We start from the raw sequence: 21,581 nt of genomic DNA on the forward strand, positions 1-21,581 counted from the left end.
TCATTCCCCGACGAGGAATATGCGCGTGACCGGCACGCGCAGCGACGTCGCGCCGATGCTGACCTGCAGCCCCGTCACCGCGCGCTGCGGCGGCGCGTTGCCGATCTGAGGCACCTTGAGCGCATCGTTGTTCTGCGCGAGCGCTTCATCGGCCGTCTGCAGGTTGGTGGTCCAGCCCACGCGCGGCACGTACAGCTTCGCGTCGATCGCGCCGACGCCGCCCATCAGCGCGACCCAGCTCCAGCCTTCGACGCTGCTGTCCTTCAGCACGCTCTGCAGCCGGTTCGCGTCGTCGAGCGGCGGCGACGCATAGCGCACGACGCGCCCGCCGGCGATCCGGTAGCGGACCACCTGCAGCCGCGGCGCGGCGCCCGGCACGTCGAGTTCGCGGACGATCTGCAGCGTACTGCCGGCGACGCCGATCGCGGGCTGGCCGGCCTCGTCGTCGGTCGCCGCAAGCCGCGCGTCGATGCGCATCTGGTCGAACATCTGCGCGAACACGCGCTCGTCTTCCATCGCGGACGCAACCTTGTCGCGGCCGCGCATGATCTGGTCGAGCCCGCGCCACGCGAGGATGGCGACCACCGCGAGGATCGCGATCGCGATCATCAGCTCGATCAGCGTGAAGCCGCGGGCGGGGCGGGCGGGCGGGCGGCGCATCGGCGCGTCAGAGCGGGCGGCTGGTTTCATTCGCGACCACCGTCACCATCTGCGCGAGCACGCCGGCATGCCCGGGCATGCTCACCGAAACCCGGACGCGCCGGAACACGGGGTTCGGCGTGGCGCTCACGCGCTGCGTGCAGACGAGCTGCACGTTGCCTTGCGAGCAGTCGAAGCTCTGCTCGCCGACCTGCGGCCACGCATGCGTGAGCCGCAACTGCGCGAGCGCGTTGTCGGCGCTCCAGCCGGCGAGCAGCCGGTGATGGAGGTCGGACGCATTGTTCGCCATCGTGCCGACCGCGCGGATCGACGCGGCGAGCGCGACCGCGATGATCGCCAGCGCGACGAGCACCTCGATCATCGTGAAGCCGTGCGCCCCGAGGAAACCGGACGCAGGCCGGTTTCCGCAGGACGTGCCGCGCCCCGCAGGAAGTCCCCTCGGGGGACTGGGGTGCGATGAGGAAATGGGGAAGGGCGAGCGACGACGCATCGTCATTGCACCTCGTAGCGGCCGTTGCCGGTGCCGACGATCGTCGCACTGCCGGCGGCCGAATGCAGCGTCACGCGCACCGGCGTGTCGATGCTCTCGGTGCCGAACACGACGCGGCTCGCGTGCGTGTCGGAGCCCGGATAGTCGATGTCGGCGCCCGTCACGCCGCCGTCCCAGTCGCGCGGGCGCAGCAGGTCGTCGCGCAGCGTGCGCCAGCCGTCGGGCGAACTCACGTCGAACCGGAAGCCGTGTGCGGTCGGTTGCCACGCGATCGGCCGGGCGCGCACCTGCGCTTCGTCGCCGGCGGTCTCGAACAGCAGCGCGACGCGCTGCGCTTCCTCGCGCAGGTCGGTGCGCGGATTGCGCGTCAGCGACAGCGACGCGAGCGACACGAGCAGCCCCGCGATCACGAGCACGACCAGCATTTCGAGCAGCGTGAAGCCGCGCGCGCGGTGATGTCGCGCGCCGTGCTTCATCGGCCCGCCATCGGCACGCGCCGATACGGACGGCACCGCACCGCGACGCACACGGCAATCGCGGCCGCAGCGGGAGGTCGTGCGAATGGCGCGCATGAAGAACGGGAACGAAGCGTCGGGCCGATCAGCGACGGCTTATTGCCACGAACCGATGTCGGTATCGTTGCCTTCGCCGCCTTCCTTGCCGTCGGCGCCGTAGCTGAACACGTCGATCTCGCCGTGCACGCCCGGGTTCAGGTACTTGTACCCGTTGCCCCACGGATCGTTCGGCAGGCGCTCGAGGTAGCCGCCGTCCTTCCAGTTGTTCGGGATCGGATCGGTGGTCGGCTTCTGGATCAGCGCGTTCAGGCCCTGCTCCTGGGTCGGATAGCGGCCGTTGTCGAGACGGTACAGCTTGAGGCCCTGCATGATCGTGCCGATGTCCTGCTTCGCGGCGATGCGGCGCGCCTCGTCCGGGCGGCTCATGATCTTCGGCACGATCAGTGCCGCCAGGATCCCGAGGATCGCGACCACCACCATGATCTCGATCAGCGTGAAACCGCGCTGACGACGCACGGCCGCGTTGCGGCGAGTGATCCACGTTTGCATGACTGACTACCTCTTTCCAAAAAATGTCGTCGATTGAGTGACGCACCCTGCGCACCCGGACGATTGCCTGACGGCAACCTTCCGAACCCGCGGGCGCGGAGCACGCATTGTAAGGCGCGCATCGCCGAGGGCTTTCACCCAACGCAAATTTCATATAGATCCGTACAATAGCGCGCATGAACGCGCTCTCGATCCGGATCCTTTCCCTAGCCCTCTTCGCGGGTTTGTGCGCGACGGCCACCTACTGGGTCGTCACGCTGTCGGCCCGCGAAGCGCCGCTGCCTGCCGCCGCCGCGCGGCTGCCGATCCGCACCGAGGACGCCGCGGCGCTCTTCGGCGGTCAGCTCGACAAAAATCCCGTGCAGGACATCCACCTGTTCGGCGTTCTCGCGCTCGATCACGGCGGCGCCGCGATCGTCGGCGTCGGCGGCGAACCGCCGCGCGCCGTGTCGCTCGGCGCGGACGTCGCGCCCGGTGCGAAGCTCGCCGAAGTCCGCCCCCGCTCGATCGTCGTCGACCGCAACGGCGCCCGCGCCGAAATCCAGCTCCCGGCGAACACGCCGTCCCCCGCGATCTACATGCGCTGAACGGTGACGGCCTGACCGACCATCAGGCCGTTACTGCACCATGTTGTTCAGCTCGATGATCGGCAGCATCACGGCCAGCACGATCACGAGCACGATGCCGCCCATCGCCAGGATCAGCAGCGGCTCCAGCAGGCTCGTCAGGAACATCGTGCGACGCTCGAGCTCGCGCGCTTCGCCTTCGGCCGCGCGATCCAGCATCGTCGTCACGTCGCCCGTCGCTTCGCCGGAACGGATCAGGTGCACGAGCACCGGCGGAAACGTCTTCACGTTGTTCAGCGCGCGCGACAGCGCGGAGCCTTCGCGCACACGCACGATCGCGTCGTCGATGTTCGCGCGCATCGCGCGGTTCGACAGCGTCTCGCCGGCCGCCTGCAACGCGCGCAGGATCGGCACGCCGGCCGCGGTGAGGATGCCGAGCGTGCTCGCGAAGCGCACCGTGTTGTAGCCGCGCACCAGCTTGCCCGCGAGCGGCGCGGTCAGCACCCAGCGGTCGAACGCGAGCCGCGGGCCGTCGCGCGACAGCGTCGCCTTCACGAACCACACGACGAGCACGACCGCGATCAGGATCGCCCACCACCAGTGCCGCACGAAATCCGACAGCGCCATCATCACGATCGTCAGCACGGGCAACTGTTGTTTCGTACTCGCGAACACGTTGACGACCTGCGGCACGACGTAGCTCAGCAGGAACGTGACGATGCCGAACGCGATCAGCGTGACGATCCCCGGATACGTGAAGGCCAGCAGGATCTTCTGCTTCAGCGCGTTGCTCTGCTCGATGTAGTCGGCCAGGCGCGACAGCACGATGCCGAGCTTGCCCGTGTGCTCGCCCGCGGCGACGAGCGCGCGGTAGATTTCCGGAAAATCGCGCGGATGCTGGCCCAGCGCATTCGCGAGCGAATGGCCACCGAGCACCTCGGCGCGGATCGCGGCCATCAGTTCGCGGATGTAGTCGCGCTCGGACTGCTCGGTCAGCACGCCGAGCGCCTCGTCGAGCGGCAGCCCCGCGATCAGCAGGCTCGCGAGCTGGCGCGTGAGGATCGCCTGTTCGCGCTGCGACAGCTTGCGGCCGAACGCGAGCCGCTGCGAACGCGCGCCGCGCGTCGCGCTGGCAGCCGGCTCGACGACGAGCGGCGTCAGCCCCTGGGTGCGCAACTGGCCGCGCGCGGCACGTGCGCTGTCGGCATCGATGACGCCTTTCTGCGCGCGTCCCGCCGAATCGATCGCTTCGAAACGGAATGCCGGCATCGCGCTACGCGCCTCCCGTCACGCGCAGCACTTCCTCGAGCGACGTCGCGCCGGCCGCAAGCCAGCGCTCGGCGTCGTCGCGCAGCGTGCGCATCCCTTCCGCACGGCTCGCGGCGAGAATCTCGGCATCGGCCGCGTTGCGGTGGATCAGCGCGCGGATCGAATCGTCGACCAGCAGCAGTTCGTATACGCCGCGCCGGCCCGAGTAGCCCGAATGCCCGCACTTGTCGCAGCCGACCGGATGCCACACGGTGCGGCCTTCCTCATGCCGCTCTTCCTTGCAGACGGGGCAGAGCTGCCGCACCAGGCGCTGCGCGAGCACGCCGAGCAGCGACGATGCGAGCAGGTAGGGTTCGACGCCCATGTCGGTCAAACGCGTGACGGCCGATGCCGCATCGTTCGTGTGCAGCGTCGCGAGCACGAGGTGGCCCGTCAGCGACGCCTGCACCGCGATCTGCGCGGTTTCGAGGTCGCGGATTTCGCCGATCATGATCACGTCCGGATCCTGGCGCAGGATCGAGCGCAGCGCACGGGCAAAGGTCATCCCGATCCGCTCGTTCACCTGCGTCTGGCCGATGCCGCCGAGGTCGTATTCGATCGGGTCCTCGACGGTCATGATGTTGGTCGTCGCGGTTTCGAGCCGCGACATCGACGCATACAGCGTCGTCGTCTTGCCCGACCCCGTCGGGCCGGTGACGAGCACGATGCCGTGCGGGCGCGCGATCAGCTTGTCGAACTGGCCGAGCGTGTCGCGGCCCATCCCGAGCGCTTCGAGGTTCAGGCGCGCCGCATCCTTTTCCAACAGACGCAGCACCGCGCGCTCGCCGTGCCCGGTCGGCAGCGTCGACACGCGCACGTCGACCGGCCGGCCGCCGACGCGCAGCGTGATGCGGCCGTCCTGCGGCAGGCGTTTCTCGGCGATGTCGAGCTGCGCCATGATCTTGATCCGCGAGATCAGTGCGCCGTGCAGCGCCTTCTTCGGGCGCACGACGTCGCGCAGCGTGCCGTCGACGCGAAAGCGCACGACCGATGCATTCTCGAACGGCTCGATGTGAATGTCCGACGCCTGTTCGCGCGCCGCTTGCGTGAGCAGCGCGTTGATCATCCGGATGATCGGCGCATCGTCTTCCGATTCGAGCAGATCCTCGACTTCGGGGATGTCCTGCATCAACCGCGACAGGTCGACTTCGCCTTCGACCTCGCCGACCACCTGCGCGGCGCTGCCGTCCTGGCGCGAGTACGCCTGGTTGATCGCCTGCGCGAGCTCGTCGGCCGGCACGCGATGCACGGAAATCGAGCCGAAGTTGCGCGCGATCTCCGCGAGCGCGGCGTCGCTCGTGCGTTCGCTGATCCACACCTCGAGCGTGTCGTCGAGCTGGTGCGCGATCAGCACCTGGCCGTTCTTCGCGAAGCCGTACGGCAACAGGCGCGCGGCGAGCGGCGACGGCGGCTGCCGTTCGCCCGGCGCGCCGTCGTGCGCGGAAGACGCGAGCACGTCGCTCACTGCGAGGCTCCCGGCGTGGCGGTCAGCGGCTGTTGCGGCACCGCCTGCTGCGGCACGCTCTGCGGCTGCGCGGGCGTCGCCTCCGGCACCGGCTGGGCCGGCACCGGCACCACCTGACGCTGTACCTGCTGGCGACGCATCTTGTCGAGATCGAACAGGTTGCCCGCGGCCGTACCGCCCTGGCTCGGGCCGATCGGCATCGGCGGGACGATCGGGTCGTCCTTGTCGCGGATCACGTTGTTGTCGGACTTGTACGCGCCCGTCACGCCCTGGATGTAGTCGTAGCGGTTGGCCGTGACTTCCTGCGCGGTGCTGCGATCCGAGATGATCACCGGGCGCAGGAATACCATCAGGTTGGTTTTCGCGCGCACCTTCGATTCCGAACGGAACAGCTGGCCGATCCACGGAATGTCGCCGAGCAGCGGCACCTTGCTGTTCGACACCTGGTAGTTGTCCTGCATCAAGCCCCCGAGCACGATGATCTCGCCGTTGTCGGCCAGGATCGTCGACTGGATCGAGCGCTTCGTGAAGGTCGGGCCGGTCTGCGCGCTCGTCGTGCCGGCAACGACTGCCGAATCCTCGGTATAGAGCTGCAGCTTCAGGATCCCGCCGTCGGTGATCTGCGGCTTCACGTGCAGCGTCAGGCCGACGTCGCGACGATCGTAGGTATTGAACGCGTTGCTCGTCGTGCCGCTCGTCAGGTTCGAATACGAGCCGGTCGCGATCGGCACGTTCTGGCCGACGACGATCTTCGCTTCCTCGTTGTCGAGCGTAATCAGGTTCGGCGTCGACAGCACGTTCGCGTCGCTCACGCCCGCGAAATACTGCAGCAGCGCGCCGAGTCCCTGTACGCCGAACATGTTGTGCAGCCAGCCGATGTTGAGCCCTTGGGACAACTGCCCGAGATTGGAGGCAAGCCCGCCGCCGGTGACCCCGCCGGCGGCGTTGGCCACGCCGCCGGCCGTCAGGTTGATGATGCTGTTGCCCAGACCCAGCCCGGGGTTCAGGTTCGTGCCGCCGAGAAACTGGCCGCTTGCGACCTGCCACTGGATGCCGAGGTTGCCCTGCGACGTCGAGTTCAGCTCGACGATCAGCGCTTCGATATAGACCTGCGCACGACGCGCATCGAGCTGGTCGATCACCGAGCGCAGGTTCCGGTAGACCGGATCGGACGCGGTGATGATCAGCGAGTTGGTCGCCGAGTCGGCCTGGATCATCCCGCCCGGCTGGTTGTCGTCGCTCTTGTCCTTGTCGCCGCCGAGCAGGCCGGCGGTGCCGAGACCGCCGCCACTGCCCGACGAGCCGCTGCCATAGGATGACGACGAAGACGACGAGCCGCCGAGGCCGCCCGACGGCAGCGGCGGGGTGCCGGACGTGCCGGTCGAGAAGTTGCCGCTCGACGACGAGCCGCCGCTCTGGTTGAAGCTGTTCGCATCGTTGGACGACGCCGACGAGCCGCTTTCGTTGCCGCCCTTGCCGAGCATCCCGCGCAGCGTCTTCGCGAGCTTCACTGCATCGGCGTTGCGCAGCGGCACGACGTGCATGTTGCCGGGTACCGCGCTCGGTGCGTCGAGCTGCTGCACGAGCCGCTTCGCGGCCGCGAGGCGCGACGCGTTCGACGCGCGCAGCATCAGCGCGTTGGTGCGCGGATCGGCCGTGACCGACACCTTCAGCGTCGCATCGCTGTTGCCGATCGCGCCCGGGTCGAGCATTTTCTGCAGCTGCGCGGCGAGGTCGATCGCGTTCGCGTTGCGCAGCGGAATGACCTGCACCTGCGCGCCCGCGGCGCTATCCACGCCCGCGATGATCTGCGCGATGCGGCGCACGTTGTCCGCATAGTCGGTCACGATGATCGTGTTGTTCGCCGGGTAGGCCGTCACCGTGTTGTTCGGCGAGATCAGCGGCCGCAGCACGGGCAGCAGGTTGTTCGCCGATTCGTTGTGCAGCTCGAACACCTGCGTGACCACCTGGTCGCCGCGCGCCTGCGGCACATTGCCGATATAGGTCGGCACGCCCTGCAGCTTCGCGTCGGCCTCGGGCACGACCTTCAGCACGCCGTGATCCTGCACGAGCGCGAAGCCCTGCATGCGCAGCGCCGACTGCAGCGTCTTCAATGCCTGGTCTTCCGGCACCGGGCGTTCGGCAACGAGGTTGAGCTGCCCCTTCACACGGGGGTCGACGATGATGGTCTTGCCGGTTGCGGCGCCGATCGCCTTGGCGACCTGGTCGATATCCGCATTGACGAAGTTGAGCGTGACCTGAGCGTAGGCGGCCTGCGAGACGATGATGCCGGCGACGATCAAGGTCGTGGCAACTCGCCGCATAACGAAGCGATTTCTTGTCATGGATGAATGGGTCGATGCCGGCTCAGGCCACTTCCGGCGGTAGTGCTGGGATCCAAGTCCGAAAGAGGCGACATTAGCAGTTTTTCATGTCCGAAATATCACATTGATCCGAGGACTGTCTCACATACGACATGTATCCGGCGAGCCGTATGCAATATGTAAGATTCGACGCTATCTCGGCATGCCGGCCATCGCCCCCGTTTTCGCGATGAACCGACACGGAAATGCGGTATAACCGGACTGCCGTATTTCTGTATGTCGCAACCTGACGGACTGTCGGTATGATACGGGCGGCGCGTTTCGCGTCGCACGAATAACAGGCGCGGGTTTTCCCGACCCTCGCGCAATTCCTTTTCGTTTCCGCACCATGAACAGACGGTTCGCTTCGATCGCGTTGATCGCCGCCGGCGCGTGGTTCGCCAGCGCAAACGCACGCGCGGACTGTTTCGACGAGGCGGCCAAATACCAGCAGGTCAATCCGCTGATCCTGCGCGCGATTGCATGGCAGGAGTCACGCAACCGGCCCGGCGCGCTGAACAAGAATACGAACGGCTCGATCGACTACGGCCTGATGCAGATCAATTCGATCCACCTGTCGGCGCTGTCGCGCTACGGGATCGACCGCGACACGCTGATGGAACCGTGCAAGAACGTCTACATCGCCGCGTGGCATCTCAAACAGAAGATGAACCGCTACGGCAACACGTGGCAGGCCATCGGCGCCTATCATTCGGAAACCCCGTCGTTGCGCGACAAGTACGCTCGGCAGATCGCCGGCATCCTGACGCAGTGGAAGCTGCTGCCGCCCGCGCAATGACGCTGCGCCGTCGTGCGGCCTGACGCCGTGCCGGCCGGCCGGCGCGCGTTTGATGCACAATGCGGGCTCACGCCGCAAGTTCGCCCGTCCACGGGCCGATCGCGCCCCGGAAGGGCGCCGCGGCCGCTTTTTCATTTTTTCCGTTGGTGCTTATCGTTATGAATCCGGCAATGAACCAGCCGTTGCCCGTCACCGTGCTGTCCGGCTTCCTCGGCGCCGGCAAGACCACGCTGCTCAACCACATCCTCGCGAACCGCGCGGGCCTGAAAGTCGCCGTGATCGTCAACGATCTCGCGGCAGTCAACATCGACGCGTCGCTCGTGCGCGAAGCGCAGGCGCTGTCGCACGTCGAGGAACGCCTCGTCGAAATGTCGAACGGCTGCATCTGCTGCACGCTGCGCGACGACCTGCTCGTCGAGATCCGCAATCTCGCGGCCGAAGGGCGCTTCGACGCGATCATGATCGAATCGACCGGTATCGCGGAGCCGATGCCGATCGCCGAAACCTTCACGTTCGTCGACGACGACGGCACGTCGCTGTCGGCAATCGCGCGGCTCGACACGCTCGTCACCGTGGTCGACGCGTACAACTTCCTGCGCGACTACGGCTCCGACGACGCGCTCGCAACGCGCGGCATCGCCGCGTCGGAAGACGACGACCGCACGCTCGTCGAGCTGCTGATCGAGCAGATCGAATTCTGCGACGTACTGGTGATCAACAAGGCCGACCTCGTCGGCGCGGACGAACTCGCACGCCTGCAGCACATCCTCGCGCGGCTCAATCCGCGCGCGCACCAGGTCGTGTCGACGTTCGGCAACGTGCCGCTCGGCGAAGTGCTGAACACCGGCCGCTTCGATTTCGACGAGGCCGCGAACGCACCGGGCTGGCTCGCGTCGCTCGATCACGATCACACGCATTGCGACGACCCCGACTGCCACGATCAGCATCATGCGCACGTGCACGGCGAAGCCGACGAATTCGGGATCGGCAATTTTGTTTACCGTGCACGCCGGCCGTTTCATCCGGCGCGACTCTGGGCGCTGCTGCACCAGGAGTGGCCGGGCGTATTGCGCAGCAAGGGCTTCTTCTGGCTCGCCACGCGCAACGACATCGCGGGTTCGCTGTCGCAGGCGGGCGGCGTATGCCGGCATGGCCCGGCGGGTCTCTGGTGGGCCGCGCAGGATCGCGCGGAATGGCCGGACGACGACGAGCTGCTCGCGGAAATCCGCGCCGAATGGCAGGGCGATCTCGACGATCGCGCGGTCGGCGATCGCCGGCAGGAACTCGTGCTGATCGGCATCGCGCTCGACGCCGATGCATGGCGCGCGAAACTCGACGCGTGCCTGCTGACCGATGCAGAATTCGCACTCGGTGCGGCGGGATGGCACGCGTTCGACGATCCGTTCCCGGCGTGGGATGTCGATTCGCACGACGACGACGATCACGGCGACACGCAGATCGTACACGCGTAACGGCTTGTAAAAACAACCGTTAAATCTTGCAAGGGCGGCGCGGACTGTGGCGAAAATGCCGCGCGCGCCCAACAAAAAACCCGCCGAAAGGCGGGTTTTTTCTGGAACAGGCGCTGGTTTAACGCTTGTTGACGGCGTCCTTGAACGCCTTGCCAGCCGTGAACTTGACCGTCTTGGCTGCCGGGATCTTGATGGTTTCGCCGGTCTTCGGGTTGCGGCCCGTACGTGCTGCGCGCTTGCCCGAACCGAAGCTGCCGAAGCCGATCAGCTGAACCGCATCACCCTTCGACACGGCCTTCTTGATGACTTCGAGCAGCGTGTCCAGCGTTTCGCCGGTTTGAGCCTTGCTGGCGCCCGTTTGGGCGGCGACGGCGTCGATCAGTTCCTGTTTGTTCATTAAGGTTCCTTTATCAGGTTAGGTTGACACGAACAGCGCGAACGCGCCGATTATACGTGCGCGAACCGTGCCGTCGAGAGTCAGACTCCGACGGCACAGCGCCGAATCCTGGCCCGCGCGACGCGCCCTCCGGCTTGCCGGCGGCCACCCCGCGGTACGGCGTTGCTATGATAGCGCAGCGCAAACCCAATAACGACAAGGGTTTCAAAGATTTTCATCGGTATTTCGCCGAATGAATCGTCGATTGCCCGTTTTTTGACCTGCGCCAACCTGACAGGATACGCAGCGCGGTCCGCCCGTGCGCCGCCCCGTTGGCTTTTTCCAACGGCCGGTTGGACGGCCCCGCGCAATCCCTTTCCAGGCTTGGCTGCCACGTTTTTTGTTTCGCATGCCAGACCGACTTGTTCCCGCCACGCTCGCCCTTCGCGACGACGGCACGCTCATCTCGCCCGAGTTCGGCGACCTCCATCGCGGTGCGTCACGCGCGCTCGCGCACGCGCATCCCGTGTTCGTCGCGGGCAACGGGCTACCGGCGCGCTGGCAGCGGCGCCGCACGTTCACGATCGTCGCGACCGGATTCGGCGCGGGCGGCACCTTCGTCGCGACATGGGCCGCGTGGCGCGACGATCCCGCGCGCTGCGAGCGGCTGCATTTCGTCGCGGTCGAGCCGCACCCGTTCTCGCGCGACGACCTGCGCCGCGCGATTTCGTATATCGTTGCTAACACAACCATATCGGCGGACGTCGATGCACTGGTCGACGCGTGGCCGATGCTCGTGCCGGGCCTGCACCGGCTCGAATTCGACGAAGGGCGCGTGGTGCTCACGCTCGCGTTCGGCGAGGCGACCGAGATGTTGACGAAGCTCGTCGCGCGCGCAGATGCATTCTGTCTCGACGGCTTCGCGTCATCGGGCGACGCGGATCTCCGGTCGCCCGAGATGATCCGCGCGCTCGCGAAGATCGCCGGCGAAGGTGCAACGTTTGCGACGCAGGCGAATTCCGGCGTCGTAAAACACGCACTCGGCGAAGCAGGCTTCACGTATCGCGAAGTCGACGATGTGCTCGTCGGCGAATATGCGCCGCGCTGGCGCACGCGCCGGCACGAGCCGCCGCGCGCACTGCCCGTTACGACGTGCCGCGCGATCGTGATCGGCGCGGGTCTGGCGGGCTGCGCGGTGGTCGAACGCCTGGCCGCGCGCGGCTGGGATGTCACGCTGATCGAGCGGCACGAACGGATCGCGAGCGAAGCGTCAGGCAATCCGGCCGGCGTATTCCATCCGCTGATGACGCGCGACGACAACGTCGCGAGCCGGCTCACGCGCGGCGGCTTCCTGCATGCGATCGCACGCTGGCGTGCGCTCGAACGCGCAGGTCATGTCTTCGCGCACAGCACGCACGGGATGATCCATCTCGCCGAATCGGCTGACGACTTCGCGCGGATGCGCGACGCATTCGATGCGCTCGGCGCGCCGTCCGACTATGCGTCGCTGCTCGATGCCGATGCCGCGCGCGCCCATCTGAACCTGCCGGTCGCGCAGGGCGGCCTGCTGTTTCCGCACGGCGGCGCCGTCTGGCCGGCCGGGCTTTGCGCGGCGCAATGCGCCGCGGCCGGCGAACGCGTGCGATTGCTCGCATCCACCGGCGTCGCGCGGCTCGAGCGGCGCGGCGACGCATGGCATGCGCTCGACGCGGCGGGCGGCACGCTGGCCGACGCCCCCGTCGTCGTGCTCGCGAACGCGGGCGACGCCGTGCGCCTCGCCGGGTTGCAGCATGTCGCGCTGCAACCCGTGCGCGGCCAGCTCACGCTGCTGCCGCCCGGCAGTGCGGCGCCGCTGCCGTGCCCGGCGATCGGCGACGGTTACGCGGTACCGCTCGACGACGGCTCGCTGCTGATCGGCGCGACGTTCGAACCCGACGACGTCGATCCCGCGATGCGCGCGGCCGGCCACCTCGAAAACCTCGACCGCGTGCGGCATCTGCTGCCGGGCCTGATCGGCGAGCTGCCGAATCTCGACACGCTGCGCGGCCGCGTCGCGTTCCGCTGGGTCGCCGGCGACCGTCTGCCGCTGATCGGCCCGCTCGCGGACGAGACGCAGGCCGTCGCGAACGCGCGCGCACTGAGCGGCGCCAAGGCGCGCGACCTGCCGCGCACGCCCGGCCTCTACGGCGCATTCGGCTTCGGCTCGCGCGGCCTCGTATGGGCCGCGCTCGGCGCCGAACTGATCGCATCGCAACTAGAAGGCGAGCCGTGGCCGCTCGAGCGCGAACTCGCCGAAGCCGTCGACCCCGCACGCTTCCTGATCCGCGCACTGCGCGCGCGCCGCGTCGGTTCAGCCGGCTGAACGGTCGCACGAATTGCTCACAGTTTCCCGACTTTCTCGCACAAGGTTATCCACCCGACGCTGTGGATAACCGCTCGGAATCCGCGCGCACTTCGTGTGTAATCACAGTGGACGTAAACTGGGCAACTCGCACAGCTGTGAAACGGCCCCAAAGTTACTCATCTCAAACCTCTGTGCACGAACAGCCTGTGCAACGGGTTATAGATTCTCCAACGCCTTGATCTGTCAGCGTAAACCGAAGTTATCCACAGAATTGTGCGTCCTTTGTTAACTTCTACTACGTATATATACAAGTAAACCGTTGAAACCAAAGACCTTGTGCTGCCGCACAGCGCCGCGAGTCGATCCAATGGGTTCCAGACCGAAAAAGCTGTGGCACAATCGGTTTCCTTCGCGTTCGTCCGGCCAGGCGCCGGACATGCATCAATGGAACGGTCCGCACGATTTCGAATCTGAATCTTCGAGACTGCGCAGTCCGTTCACACACCAGGCCGACAATCCAGATCGGCAACCTGAGCGACTTTCCGCCGAGTGGCGGAACAGGCGGATCCCATGTCCCGCCGTCGTCGACCACAACAATCACATTCGGGGCGATACCCAGCCGGCGCGCATCCATTTCTGACGCTTGACCCCGTGTCGCTGGCGGTCGCTTCCAAAGGAGAAGTCACCACGATGAAGTCGGCGTTCTCATTCCTGCCCAACTGGCCGCTCGCGCCGGATGCCGTGTTCTGGGCCGGGCTCGCGTTGTTCGCGGCCGGCCTGTGCGGCGAGCTGTGCTATCGCGCGTGGCGCCTGCCGCGCATCACCGGTTACGCGGTGATCGGTCTCATTGCCGGTTCGTTCGGATTCGGCGTGATCGACGCGAGCACCGACGAAACGTCGCGGCTGCTGATCGACGTTGCGCTCGGCCTGCTGCTGTTCGAGCTCGGCAGCCGCCTCGACCTGCGCTGGATCCGGCGCAATCCGTGGCTCGTCGCGTCGAGCCTCGCGGAAGCCACGCTGACGTTCGTGCTCGTGCTGTTCGTGATGCTCGCGCTCGGCGTATCGGGGATGGTCGCGCTCGTGCTGTCGGCGATCGCGATCGCGACGTCGCCGTCGATGGTGATCCAGCTCAAGACCGAACTGCGCGCGGAAGGGCAGGTGTCGCAACGCCTCATCACGCTGACCGCGCTCAACAGCGTGTACGCGATCGTCCTGACCAAGCTCGTGACGAGCTGGCTCCACCAGGAAGCGTACGGCAACGTTTTCGCGACGATCCTGCAACCGCTTTACCTGCTCGCCGGGTCGTTCATCGTCGCGTATCTCGTCGCGCGTTCGTGCAATTTCCTGTTCCGTCACATGACGTCGACGATGCGCGACGAGCATTCGTTCGTCGCGCTGTTCGGGCTCGTGATGCTCGCGATTGCCGTCGCCCAGGCGCTGAAGCTGTCGACGCTGCTCACGCTGCTGCTGGCCGGCATCATCGTGAAGAACCTCGAAGCGCGCCCGCAGCTATGGCCCGAGCACTTCGGCACGGCCGGCTGGCTGCTGACGGTGGTCCTGTTCGTGCTGACGCTCACGTCGTTCACGTGGGGCGACATCGCGCTCGGCGGGCTGCTCTCGATCGTGCTGATCGTCACGCGGCTCGTCGCGAAGCTGGCCGGCGTCGTCGCGTTCGCGAAGCCGAGCGGCATCGGGATGAAGCAGGGCGTCGCGCTCGGCATCGCGCTCACGCCGATGTCCGCGCTGTCGTACCTGCTCGTCGACGATACCTACCAGCTCTATCCGAATTTCGACCCGCACCTGCGCGCGATCGTGATGTGCACGATCGTGATCCTGCAGCTCGTCAGCCCGTTCGTCGTCTACCGCTGCCTGTCGGCGGTCGGCGAACGCAGCGACAGCAACTGATTCCGGAACCTGCCATGGCACTCGAAACCTTCGTCAATTCCGAGCCGTTCACGTTCGGCGTCGAACTGGAGATCCAGGTCGTCAACACGCACAACTACGACCTGACCAAGGCTGCATCCGACCTGATGCGCCTGATCCAGGGCGAGACCTTTCCGGGCAACATCACGCCGGAAATCACCGAGAGCATGATCGAGCTGTCGACCGGCATCTGCCATTCGCACGAGCAGGCGGTCAGCGAACTGCACGCGATCCGCGACGTGCTCGTGAAGGCGGCCGACCAGCTCAACGTCGGGCTGGCCGGCGGCGGCACGCACGCGTTCCAGCAATGGAGCGACCGGCAGATCTACGATGCGCCGCGCTTCCAGTACATCTCCGAGCTGTACGGCTATCTCGCCAAACAGTTCACCGTGTTCGGCCAGCACGTGCACATCGGCTGTCCCGATCCCGACAGCGCGCTGTTCCTGCTGCACTCGATGTCACGCTTCATTCCGCACTTCATCGCGCTGTCCGCGTCGTCGCCGTTCGTGCAGAACGTCGACACGGGCTTCCATTCGGCACGCCTGAATTCGGTGTTCGCGTTCCCGCTGTCGGGCCGCGCGCCGTTCGTGCTGACCTGGGACAGCTTCGAGGAGTACTTCATGAAGATGGTGAACACGGGCGTCGTCAACTCGATGAAGGACTTCTACTGGGACATCCGCCCGAAGCCCGGCTACGGGACGATCGAGGTGCGCGTGATGGACACGCCGCTGTCGGTCGACCGCGCGGCGGCGATCGCCTGCTACATCCAGACGCTCGCGCGCTACCTGCTGACCGACCGGCCGCTGAAGCTGTCGGAGGACGACTACCTCGTCTACACGTTCAACCGTTTCGAAGCGTGCCGCTTCGGGCTCGAGGGCACCTGCGTGAATCCTCAGACGGGTGAACGCCGGACGATCGCGGAAGACATCCTCGACACGCTCGACCGGATCGCGCCGCATGCGGCCGCGCTCGGTTCGCGCGCGGCGCTCGACGAGATCGGCGCGCTTGCCAAGGCGCGCGTGAACGACGCATCGTGGTTGAGAACCGTTTTCAAACAGGAAAAATCGCTGAACGAGACGGTCCGCCAGCAGTGCTTACGTTGGCGTGAATGAAAATATGTTTTGCAGATTGCAGGCTCGACCGCGTCGCGATTCGCTGAACGACGGTCGGCATCGTTTCAAGACGAAATCGTTGCCAGTCGTCCTGAAAATCTGTGGATAACCCAATATTCCGCTGAAAAGTCAACGGTCTGCGGGCTGGATAACCCGGTGGATCATTGCCATCGACCCGATGGCCGATCCGAGCAGGAAAATGCTGGCGCGCCCCGTTCCGCGGGTGCGCGGCATAGCAGGCACAACGAAAAATTTCAGTTATCCAGCGATTTTCCACAGAATGCAGGGGATAACTTAGCTGTGCGATTTTCCGCTCTCGCTTAGAATGTCGGCTTTGCGGACACCGGAACGACGCGTGTCTCACCGGTCGCCGCGAACGCGACCGCCGCGTGTGCCTCGCGACGGCCGTGCTGACTCACTTGCAAGAGTGCGTCTGTTTTGAGATAGACATTCGATCTCCACACTACGGCTGCTCGGCAACCCGGGCGGCGGCAAAGCGAAAAGACTATGAGCGAAGGCGTTTACGGGAATCAGGCTGCGGGACGTGTGACCCACAGCCTGCTGCGGTTGAGTACGGCCATGCGAAGCGAGGCATGGGATTGGGCGGAAGGCGCAGGCCTTACGCCGACGCAGGGCGAGATTCTCGTGCTGCTGCTGCAGCGCAAGGGCCCGATGCGGCTCGGCGAGATCGCGCGCGAGACGCAGCTCACCGCGGCGACCACGAGCGATGCGGTCAGCACGCTCGAGACGAAGGGGCTCGTCGAGAAGCGCCGTGCGCTGGACGATGGCCGCGCGCTGGCCGTGCGCCTGTCGGCCCGTGGCCGGACGGCCGCGAAGAAGGCGCTGCAATGGCCTGAATTCCTGACGAAAGCGGTCGGCAAGCTCGGCGCGGACGAGCAGGGCGCGCTGTATCGCGCGCTGCTGAAGACCCTGCGCGAACTGCAGGTCGCCGGTGCGACGCCGCCGCAGCGCATGTGCGTGACGTGCGCCCACTTCAAGCCGGGCAAGCTGTCGAAGAAGACCGTGCATTACTGCGAGGCGCTCGATATCTCGATGTCCGACAGCGACCTGCGTCTCGACTGCTCGGTGCAGGAAGAAGCCGACGCGGCGACGCAGAAGAAGACCTGGAAGATTTTCGCAGGCTGACGTCCGTCGATCGACCGGGAGGCCGATGATGAACGCTGAAGTCGTGGCGATCCGTCACGTGCATTTCGAGGACCTCGGGAGCTTCGAGCAGGTGCTCGGCGAACGGGGCCGGCGGGTGCGCTACGTCGACGTCGGCTCGTCGCGGGTCGAGGTACTCGACGTGCTCGTGCCGTCGTTGTTCGTCGTGCTCGGCGGGCCGCTCAGCGTGTACGACGATGCGCAGTATCCGACGATCGCGCCGCTCGCGGCGCTCGTGCGCCAGCGCATCGACGCGGGGCTGCCGATCCTCGGCATCTGCCTCGGCGCGCAGTTCATCGCCCGTGCGCTCGGTGCGCGCGTCTATCCGGCTGCGCAGCACGAACTCGGCTGGGCGCCGCTGACGCTCACCGATGCCGGCCGCGCGTCGCCGCTGCGCCATCTCGATGGCGCGGCGACGTCGATGCTGCACTGGCATGGCGATACGTTCGACCTGCCGGGCGGCGCGATCCATCTCGCGTCGACGCCGGCCTGCCGCCACCAGGCATTCGCCTGGGGGCAGCACGTGCTGGCGCTGCAATGCCATCCGGAAATCCGCACCGACCGCTTCGAACCGTGGCTGATCGCGAACGCCGGCGAAATCGCATCGACGCCCGGCGTCGACGCACGCCAGTTGCGCGCCGATACCGCGCAGCACGGCCCCGCGCTCGAGACGGCCGCGCGACACATGTTCGCGGAGTGGCTCGACAGCGTCGGGCTCTGACGCCACGGGCGGTGCCATTCGCGGCGCGCCTGTTGCCCGGCCTGCACTCGTTGGAGGCCGGCGCATCGCTGCGGGTCACGCATTTCCCGCATCGCCGGCAACCTGCTGCCGGCCGTACCTGACCATCCGCTTACTGCCGGCCGCGCCATCTGCACGCTTCGGGCCTGCGTGCTACGCTCGTCCGCTCTTTCCCTTTCCTGGCGAGCGGCCTCCATGACTGCGCTGTTTTCTCCGTTCACGCTGCGCGGCGTGACCCTTCCGAACCGGATCGTGATCTCCCCGATGTGCCAGTATTCGGCCGAGCGGGGTGAAGCGACCGACTGGCACATGATTCACCTCGGCCATCTCGCGCTGTCGGGCGCGGGGCTGCTCTGCATCGAGGCGACCGCCGTGGAACCCGACGGGCGCATCACGCATGGCGACCTCGGCCTCTGGGACGACGTGACCGAAGCCGCGCTGAAGCCCGTGCTGGCTGCGATCCGCAAGCATTCGCCGGTCCGCATCGCGATGCAGCTGTCGCATGCGGGACGCAAGGCGTCGAGCGACGTGCCATGGCAGGGCGGTCAGCTCGTGTCCGTCGCCGACGGCGGCTGGCTGCCACAAGCACCGTCGGCCGTGCCGCACAAGGACGGCGAGACGCCGCCGCTCGCGCTCGATGCCGCGGGCCTGAACCGGATCCGCGAAGCGTTTGCGGCCGCCGCGAAGCGTGCCGCGCGGCTGGGCATCGACGCGATCGAAGTGCACGCGGCGCATGGCTACCTGCTGCACCAGTTCCTGTCGCCGCTCGCGAACCAGCGCACCGACGAATACGGCGGCTCGCTCGAAAACCGGATGCGTTTTCCGCTCGAGATCTTCGAGATCGTACGCGCGGCGTTTCCGGAAGACCGGCCGGTCGGCGTGCGCGTGTCCGCGACCGACTGGGTCGAAGGCGGCTGGGAGCTCGACGATACGATCGCGTTCGCGCACGAACTGAAGCGCCGCGGCTGCGACTGGATCGACGTGTCGTCCGGCGGTGTGTCGCCGCTGCAGAAGATTCCGCTGTCGCCCGGCTACCAGGTGCCGTTCGCGCAGGCCGTGAAGCGCGCGGTCGGTATGCCGACGATGGCGGTCGGCCTGATCAACGACCCGGCGCATGCGAACCGGCTCATCGAGACCGGCGATGCCGATTTCATCGCGATGGCGCGCGCGATGCTGTACGACCCGCGCTGGCCGTGGCATGCGGCGGCCGAGCTCGGCGCGCAGGTGACGGCGCCGCCGCAATACTGGCGCTCGCAGCCGCGCGAGCACAAGGCGTTGTTCGGCGACATCGCATTCGGCCAGCGTTGAGCTTCAGGCACGCAATATTGCGCGCGATGTTGAACGAAGCAATCGCGAACGTGTAGGATGCGGGTGATTCGCCGCATGCCCCGACGCGGCACCAACCGGTGCCGCGTTTTCGTTTTGCGCGACGCCAGGCCGCGATCGCGGCCGTCTTCCATTCAAGTCGTCTTCACAAGGATTCGTTCGATGAGTTCACGCAGGATCGCGGTGCGCCGCTCGGGAGTACACGGCAAGGGCGTGTTCGCCGTGGCGCCGATCAAGTCCGGCGAGCGTGTAGTGGAATACAAGGGCGAGCGAATTTCGTGGAAGGAAGCGCTGCGTCGCCATCCGCACGATCCGAGCGAGCCGAACCATACGTTCTACTTCGCACTGGACGAAGGCGGCGTAATCGACGGCAAGATCGACGGCAACAGCGCGCGCTGGATCAACCATTCGTGCGCGCCGAACTGCGAAGCCGAGGAAGTCAAAGGCCGCGTGTACATCCACGCGCTGCGCGACATCGGGCCGGAAGAGGAGCTGTTCTACGACTACGGCCTGGTGATCGACGCGAAGCTGACAAAGACGCTCAAGCGCGAATACGCGTGTCATTGCGGTGCGGCCGCGTGCCGCGGCACGTTGCTCGCGACGTCGGACGACGGCGGGAAGAAGAAAAAGAAGAAGGACAAGAAGGACGGCAAGTCCGAGCCCAGGTCGAAGGACAAGAAAAACAGGAAGTAATGCCGACGGCGGCGCACCGAGCGCTGCCGCTTCGGCAGACGGCTGCCGCGTTGCGCGGCAGTCCTTTCCGATTCCTTGCCCGTCGGGCGGCCCGGTCGACGGGCACCCGACGCGGATCGCCTGGGGAATCGCTCAGTGCGTCGACGCGGCGGCCGGCGTTTCGCTGGCCGGCGTCTCCGTGCGCCCGACGAGCGGCACCTTCACCACGAAGCGCGAGCCGCCTTCCGACGCATCCTCGTACGACACGGTGCCGCCATGCATCGCGATGATGTCGTGCACGATCGCGAGCCCGAGCCCGGCACCTGTCTCCACGCCATTGCCGCTTTGCGCGTCGCCGCGGAAGAATCGCTTGAACAGGTCGGCCTGCTGGTTCGCGGGCACGCCCGGGCCGTTGTCTTCGACGACGATCTCGGCAGCCGGCTGGCCGTCGTCGAGCGCACTGCGCGCGACGTTCAGCGTGATCCGCGCGCCGTACGGCCGCGCGAGCGGCACGTATTTCAGCGCATTGTCGAGCAAGTTTGCGATCACTTCGCGCAACAGCACCGGGTTGCCGCGCACGGTCAGCTTCTCGTCGTCGTCGGGTTCGTCGCTGCGCTGGAAGCCGAGGTCGACATGCGACGCGAGCGCGCGCGGCACCCATTCGGCGCCCGTCTCGAACGCCATCGCCGCGAGGTCGACGTCGACGAACCGCGCGGCCTGTTCGCCCGGTTCCGCGCGGGCGAGCGATAGCAACTGGTTCGACAGCCGCACCGCGCGGTCGGCGGCCGCGCGCAGTTCGCGCACCGCGGCGTAGGTCTGGTGCGGGTCGCGCGCGACGGCTGCCTGCTCGGCATGCAGCTTCACAGCCGTGAGCGGCGTGCGCAACTGGTGCGCGGCATCGGCGATGAACTTGCGCTGCGCGTCGAGCGCGGTCTTCAGGCGACCGAGCAGCGCGTTCATCGCGCTCGTCAGCGGCCGGATCTCGAGCGGCACTTCGGTTTCGTCGACCGGTTCCAGCGACGTGTGGGTCTGCCGGTTCAGCGAATCGGCGAGATGCGTGAGCGGGCCGAGCTGCTGGTTCACCACGCGCCATACGATGCCCCAGCCCGCGAGCAGCAGCAGCAGCAGCGGCATCATGATCGCGACGAGGAATTCGGCTGCGATCCGGTAGCGGTGCCGCACCGGCTGCGCGACCTCGACGACCATCGGCTTGCCGCCCTCGACGTTGTCGACGCGCACCTGCGCGACCCGCACCGCGCGGTTGTCGTACTCGGCCTCGAACACGTACGCGTGATGCATGCGGCGCACGTTGATGCCCCGCAGCGGCAGCTTCGGATCGCCGGCGAGTTCCTGCTCGCCGTCGCTGATCCGGTAGATCAGCGCTTCGGCGGGATCGGAGAACATCGCCTGCGCGAGCGGCGGCACCGTGAACGGCGCGTCGGGGCCGGCGATCTGGATCTGTTTGGAGATGGCGGTCGCGAGATCGGCGAGCGAGCGGTCGATCACGTGCTGCGTGTATTGCCACGCGAGCCAGTAGGCGATCAGGCCGCTCATCAGCGCGAGCATCGACAGCGGTGCGGCGAGGCGCCGGAGCAGCGAGCGGCGCAGGCTGGTGGTCACAGCCGGATCAGGAGACATGTCGACGGGCAAATGGATAAGCGCCGCTCACGGGGAGCGGCGCGGTCGTGCGCCGGGTGGCGACGCGGAGCAGGGCGCATACGCCGGCGGCACGCGGCCG

The 21,581-nt window shown here is 66.8% G+C and carries 19 protein-coding genes; 10 read left to right on the forward strand and 9 right to left on the reverse strand.

What is annotated here, in order from left to right:
* The 4 genes from CUJ89_RS00350 to gspG are packed head-to-tail and all read right to left on the reverse strand — an operon-like array spanning position 1 to position 2,214.
* A complete protein-coding gene (locus CUJ89_RS00350; protein ID WP_114175349.1) occupies positions 1-690 on the reverse strand; it encodes a type II secretion system protein J in 690 nt (229 codons plus the stop codon).
* Positions 668-1,150 carry a type II secretion system minor pseudopilin GspI gene (gene gspI / locus CUJ89_RS00355; protein WP_415859040.1) on the reverse strand — a complete coding sequence of 161 codons (483 nt, stop codon included), beginning with the start codon at positions 1,148-1,150 and terminating at the stop codon, positions 668-670. The genes CUJ89_RS00350 and gspI overlap by 23 nt, the downstream gene beginning before the upstream one ends.
* 2 nt (positions 1,151-1,152) lie before the next feature.
* Entirely contained in the window at positions 1,153-1,722 is a 570-nt protein-coding gene (locus CUJ89_RS00360; RefSeq protein ID WP_114175353.1) for a GspH/FimT family pseudopilin, read from the reverse strand.
* A 39-nt stretch (positions 1,723-1,761) separates the two neighbouring features.
* A complete protein-coding gene (gene gspG / locus CUJ89_RS00365) occupies positions 1,762-2,214 on the reverse strand; it encodes a type II secretion system major pseudopilin GspG (RefSeq protein WP_114175355.1) in 453 nt (150 codons plus the stop codon).
* Between the two features lie 176 nt (positions 2,215-2,390).
* Here gspG and CUJ89_RS00370 point away from each other — a divergent pair, with 176 nt between their 5' ends.
* The gene (locus tag CUJ89_RS00370) at positions 2,391-2,801 is read left to right on the forward strand and encodes a type II secretion system protein N (protein WP_114175357.1); all 411 of its coding nucleotides are present in this window, start codon (positions 2,391-2,393) and stop codon (positions 2,799-2,801) included.
* A 30-nt stretch (positions 2,802-2,831) separates the two neighbouring features.
* Here the strand turns inward: CUJ89_RS00370 and gspF are convergent, their stop codons facing one another.
* From gspF to gspD, 3 genes are read right to left on the reverse strand one after another with little or no spacing between them, the layout of a single operon-like run.
* Positions 2,832-4,049 (reverse strand): type II secretion system inner membrane protein GspF, encoded by a 1,218-nt coding sequence (gene gspF / locus CUJ89_RS00375; RefSeq protein WP_114175359.1) that lies wholly within the window; start codon positions 4,047-4,049, stop codon positions 2,832-2,834.
* A 4-nt stretch (positions 4,050-4,053) separates the two neighbouring features.
* Complete coding sequence (gene gspE / locus CUJ89_RS00380) at positions 4,054-5,553, reverse strand: type II secretion system ATPase GspE (protein ID WP_114175361.1); 1,500 nt, start codon at positions 5,551-5,553, stop codon at positions 4,054-4,056.
* On the reverse strand, positions 5,550-7,898 hold the full coding sequence (gspD, locus tag CUJ89_RS00385) for a type II secretion system secretin GspD (protein ID WP_114175363.1): 2,349 nt from the start codon (positions 7,896-7,898) through the stop codon (positions 5,550-5,552). The genes gspE and gspD overlap by 4 nt, the downstream gene beginning before the upstream one ends.
* 367 nt (positions 7,899-8,265) lie before the next feature.
* On the opposite strand from gspD, the gene CUJ89_RS00390 reads away from it, so the two are divergent.
* Both CUJ89_RS00390 and CUJ89_RS00395 read left to right on the forward strand, forming a co-directional pair.
* Complete coding sequence (locus CUJ89_RS00390; protein WP_114175365.1) at positions 8,266-8,715, forward strand: lytic transglycosylase domain-containing protein; 450 nt, start codon at positions 8,266-8,268, stop codon at positions 8,713-8,715.
* A gap of 158 nt (positions 8,716-8,873) precedes the next feature.
* Positions 8,874-10,187 carry a GTP-binding protein gene (locus CUJ89_RS00395; protein WP_114175368.1) on the forward strand — a complete coding sequence of 438 codons (1,314 nt, stop codon included), beginning with the start codon at positions 8,874-8,876 and terminating at the stop codon, positions 10,185-10,187.
* A gap of 118 nt (positions 10,188-10,305) precedes the next feature.
* On the opposite strand, the gene CUJ89_RS00400 is transcribed toward CUJ89_RS00395, so the two are convergent.
* Positions 10,306-10,584: an HU family DNA-binding protein gene (locus CUJ89_RS00400; RefSeq protein WP_006401505.1), complete on the reverse strand. Its 279-nt coding sequence runs from the start codon at positions 10,582-10,584 to the stop codon at positions 10,306-10,308.
* 388 nt (positions 10,585-10,972) lie between these two features.
* Between CUJ89_RS00400 and mnmC the strand changes: the two genes are divergently transcribed.
* From mnmC to CUJ89_RS00445, 7 genes are all read left to right on the forward strand, one after another.
* Positions 10,973-12,925 (forward strand): bifunctional tRNA (5-methylaminomethyl-2-thiouridine)(34)-methyltransferase MnmD/FAD-dependent 5-carboxymethylaminomethyl-2-thiouridine(34) oxidoreductase MnmC, encoded by a 1,953-nt coding sequence (gene mnmC / locus CUJ89_RS00405; RefSeq protein WP_114175370.1) that lies wholly within the window; start codon positions 10,973-10,975, stop codon positions 12,923-12,925.
* A 672-nt stretch (positions 12,926-13,597) separates the two neighbouring features.
* Entirely contained in the window at positions 13,598-14,812 is a 1,215-nt protein-coding gene (locus CUJ89_RS00420) for a cation:proton antiporter (RefSeq protein WP_114175372.1), read from the forward strand.
* A 14-nt stretch (positions 14,813-14,826) separates the two neighbouring features.
* A complete protein-coding gene (locus CUJ89_RS00425; protein WP_034183814.1) occupies positions 14,827-15,942 on the forward strand; it encodes a YbdK family carboxylate-amine ligase in 1,116 nt (371 codons plus the stop codon).
* Positions 15,943-16,449: 507 nt separating this feature from the next.
* Positions 16,450-17,088, forward strand: a complete 639-nt coding sequence (locus CUJ89_RS00430) for a MarR family winged helix-turn-helix transcriptional regulator (protein ID WP_114175374.1) — start codon at positions 16,450-16,452, stop codon at positions 17,086-17,088.
* Between the two features lie 28 nt (positions 17,089-17,116).
* Positions 17,117-17,827, forward strand: coding sequence for a glutamine amidotransferase (locus CUJ89_RS00435; RefSeq protein WP_114178436.1), 711 nt, complete (start codon positions 17,117-17,119; stop codon positions 17,825-17,827).
* Positions 17,828-18,040: 213 nt separating this feature from the next.
* Positions 18,041-19,153 carry an NADH:flavin oxidoreductase/NADH oxidase gene (locus tag CUJ89_RS00440; protein WP_114175376.1) on the forward strand — a complete coding sequence of 371 codons (1,113 nt, stop codon included), beginning with the start codon at positions 18,041-18,043 and terminating at the stop codon, positions 19,151-19,153.
* Positions 19,154-19,333: 180 nt separating this feature from the next.
* A complete protein-coding gene (locus tag CUJ89_RS00445; protein WP_114175378.1) occupies positions 19,334-19,864 on the forward strand; it encodes an SET domain-containing protein in 531 nt (176 codons plus the stop codon).
* Positions 19,865-19,996: 132 nt separating this feature from the next.
* Here CUJ89_RS00445 and CUJ89_RS00450 read toward each other — a convergent pair whose 3' ends face one another.
* A complete protein-coding gene (locus CUJ89_RS00450; RefSeq protein ID WP_114175380.1) occupies positions 19,997-21,481 on the reverse strand; it encodes a sensor histidine kinase in 1,485 nt (494 codons plus the stop codon).
* Positions 21,482-21,581: the final 100 nt, after the last annotated feature.

The organism is Burkholderia pyrrocinia (genome assembly GCF_003330765.1).
GTDB lineage: Bacteria > Pseudomonadota > Gammaproteobacteria > Burkholderiales > Burkholderiaceae > Burkholderia > Burkholderia pyrrocinia_B.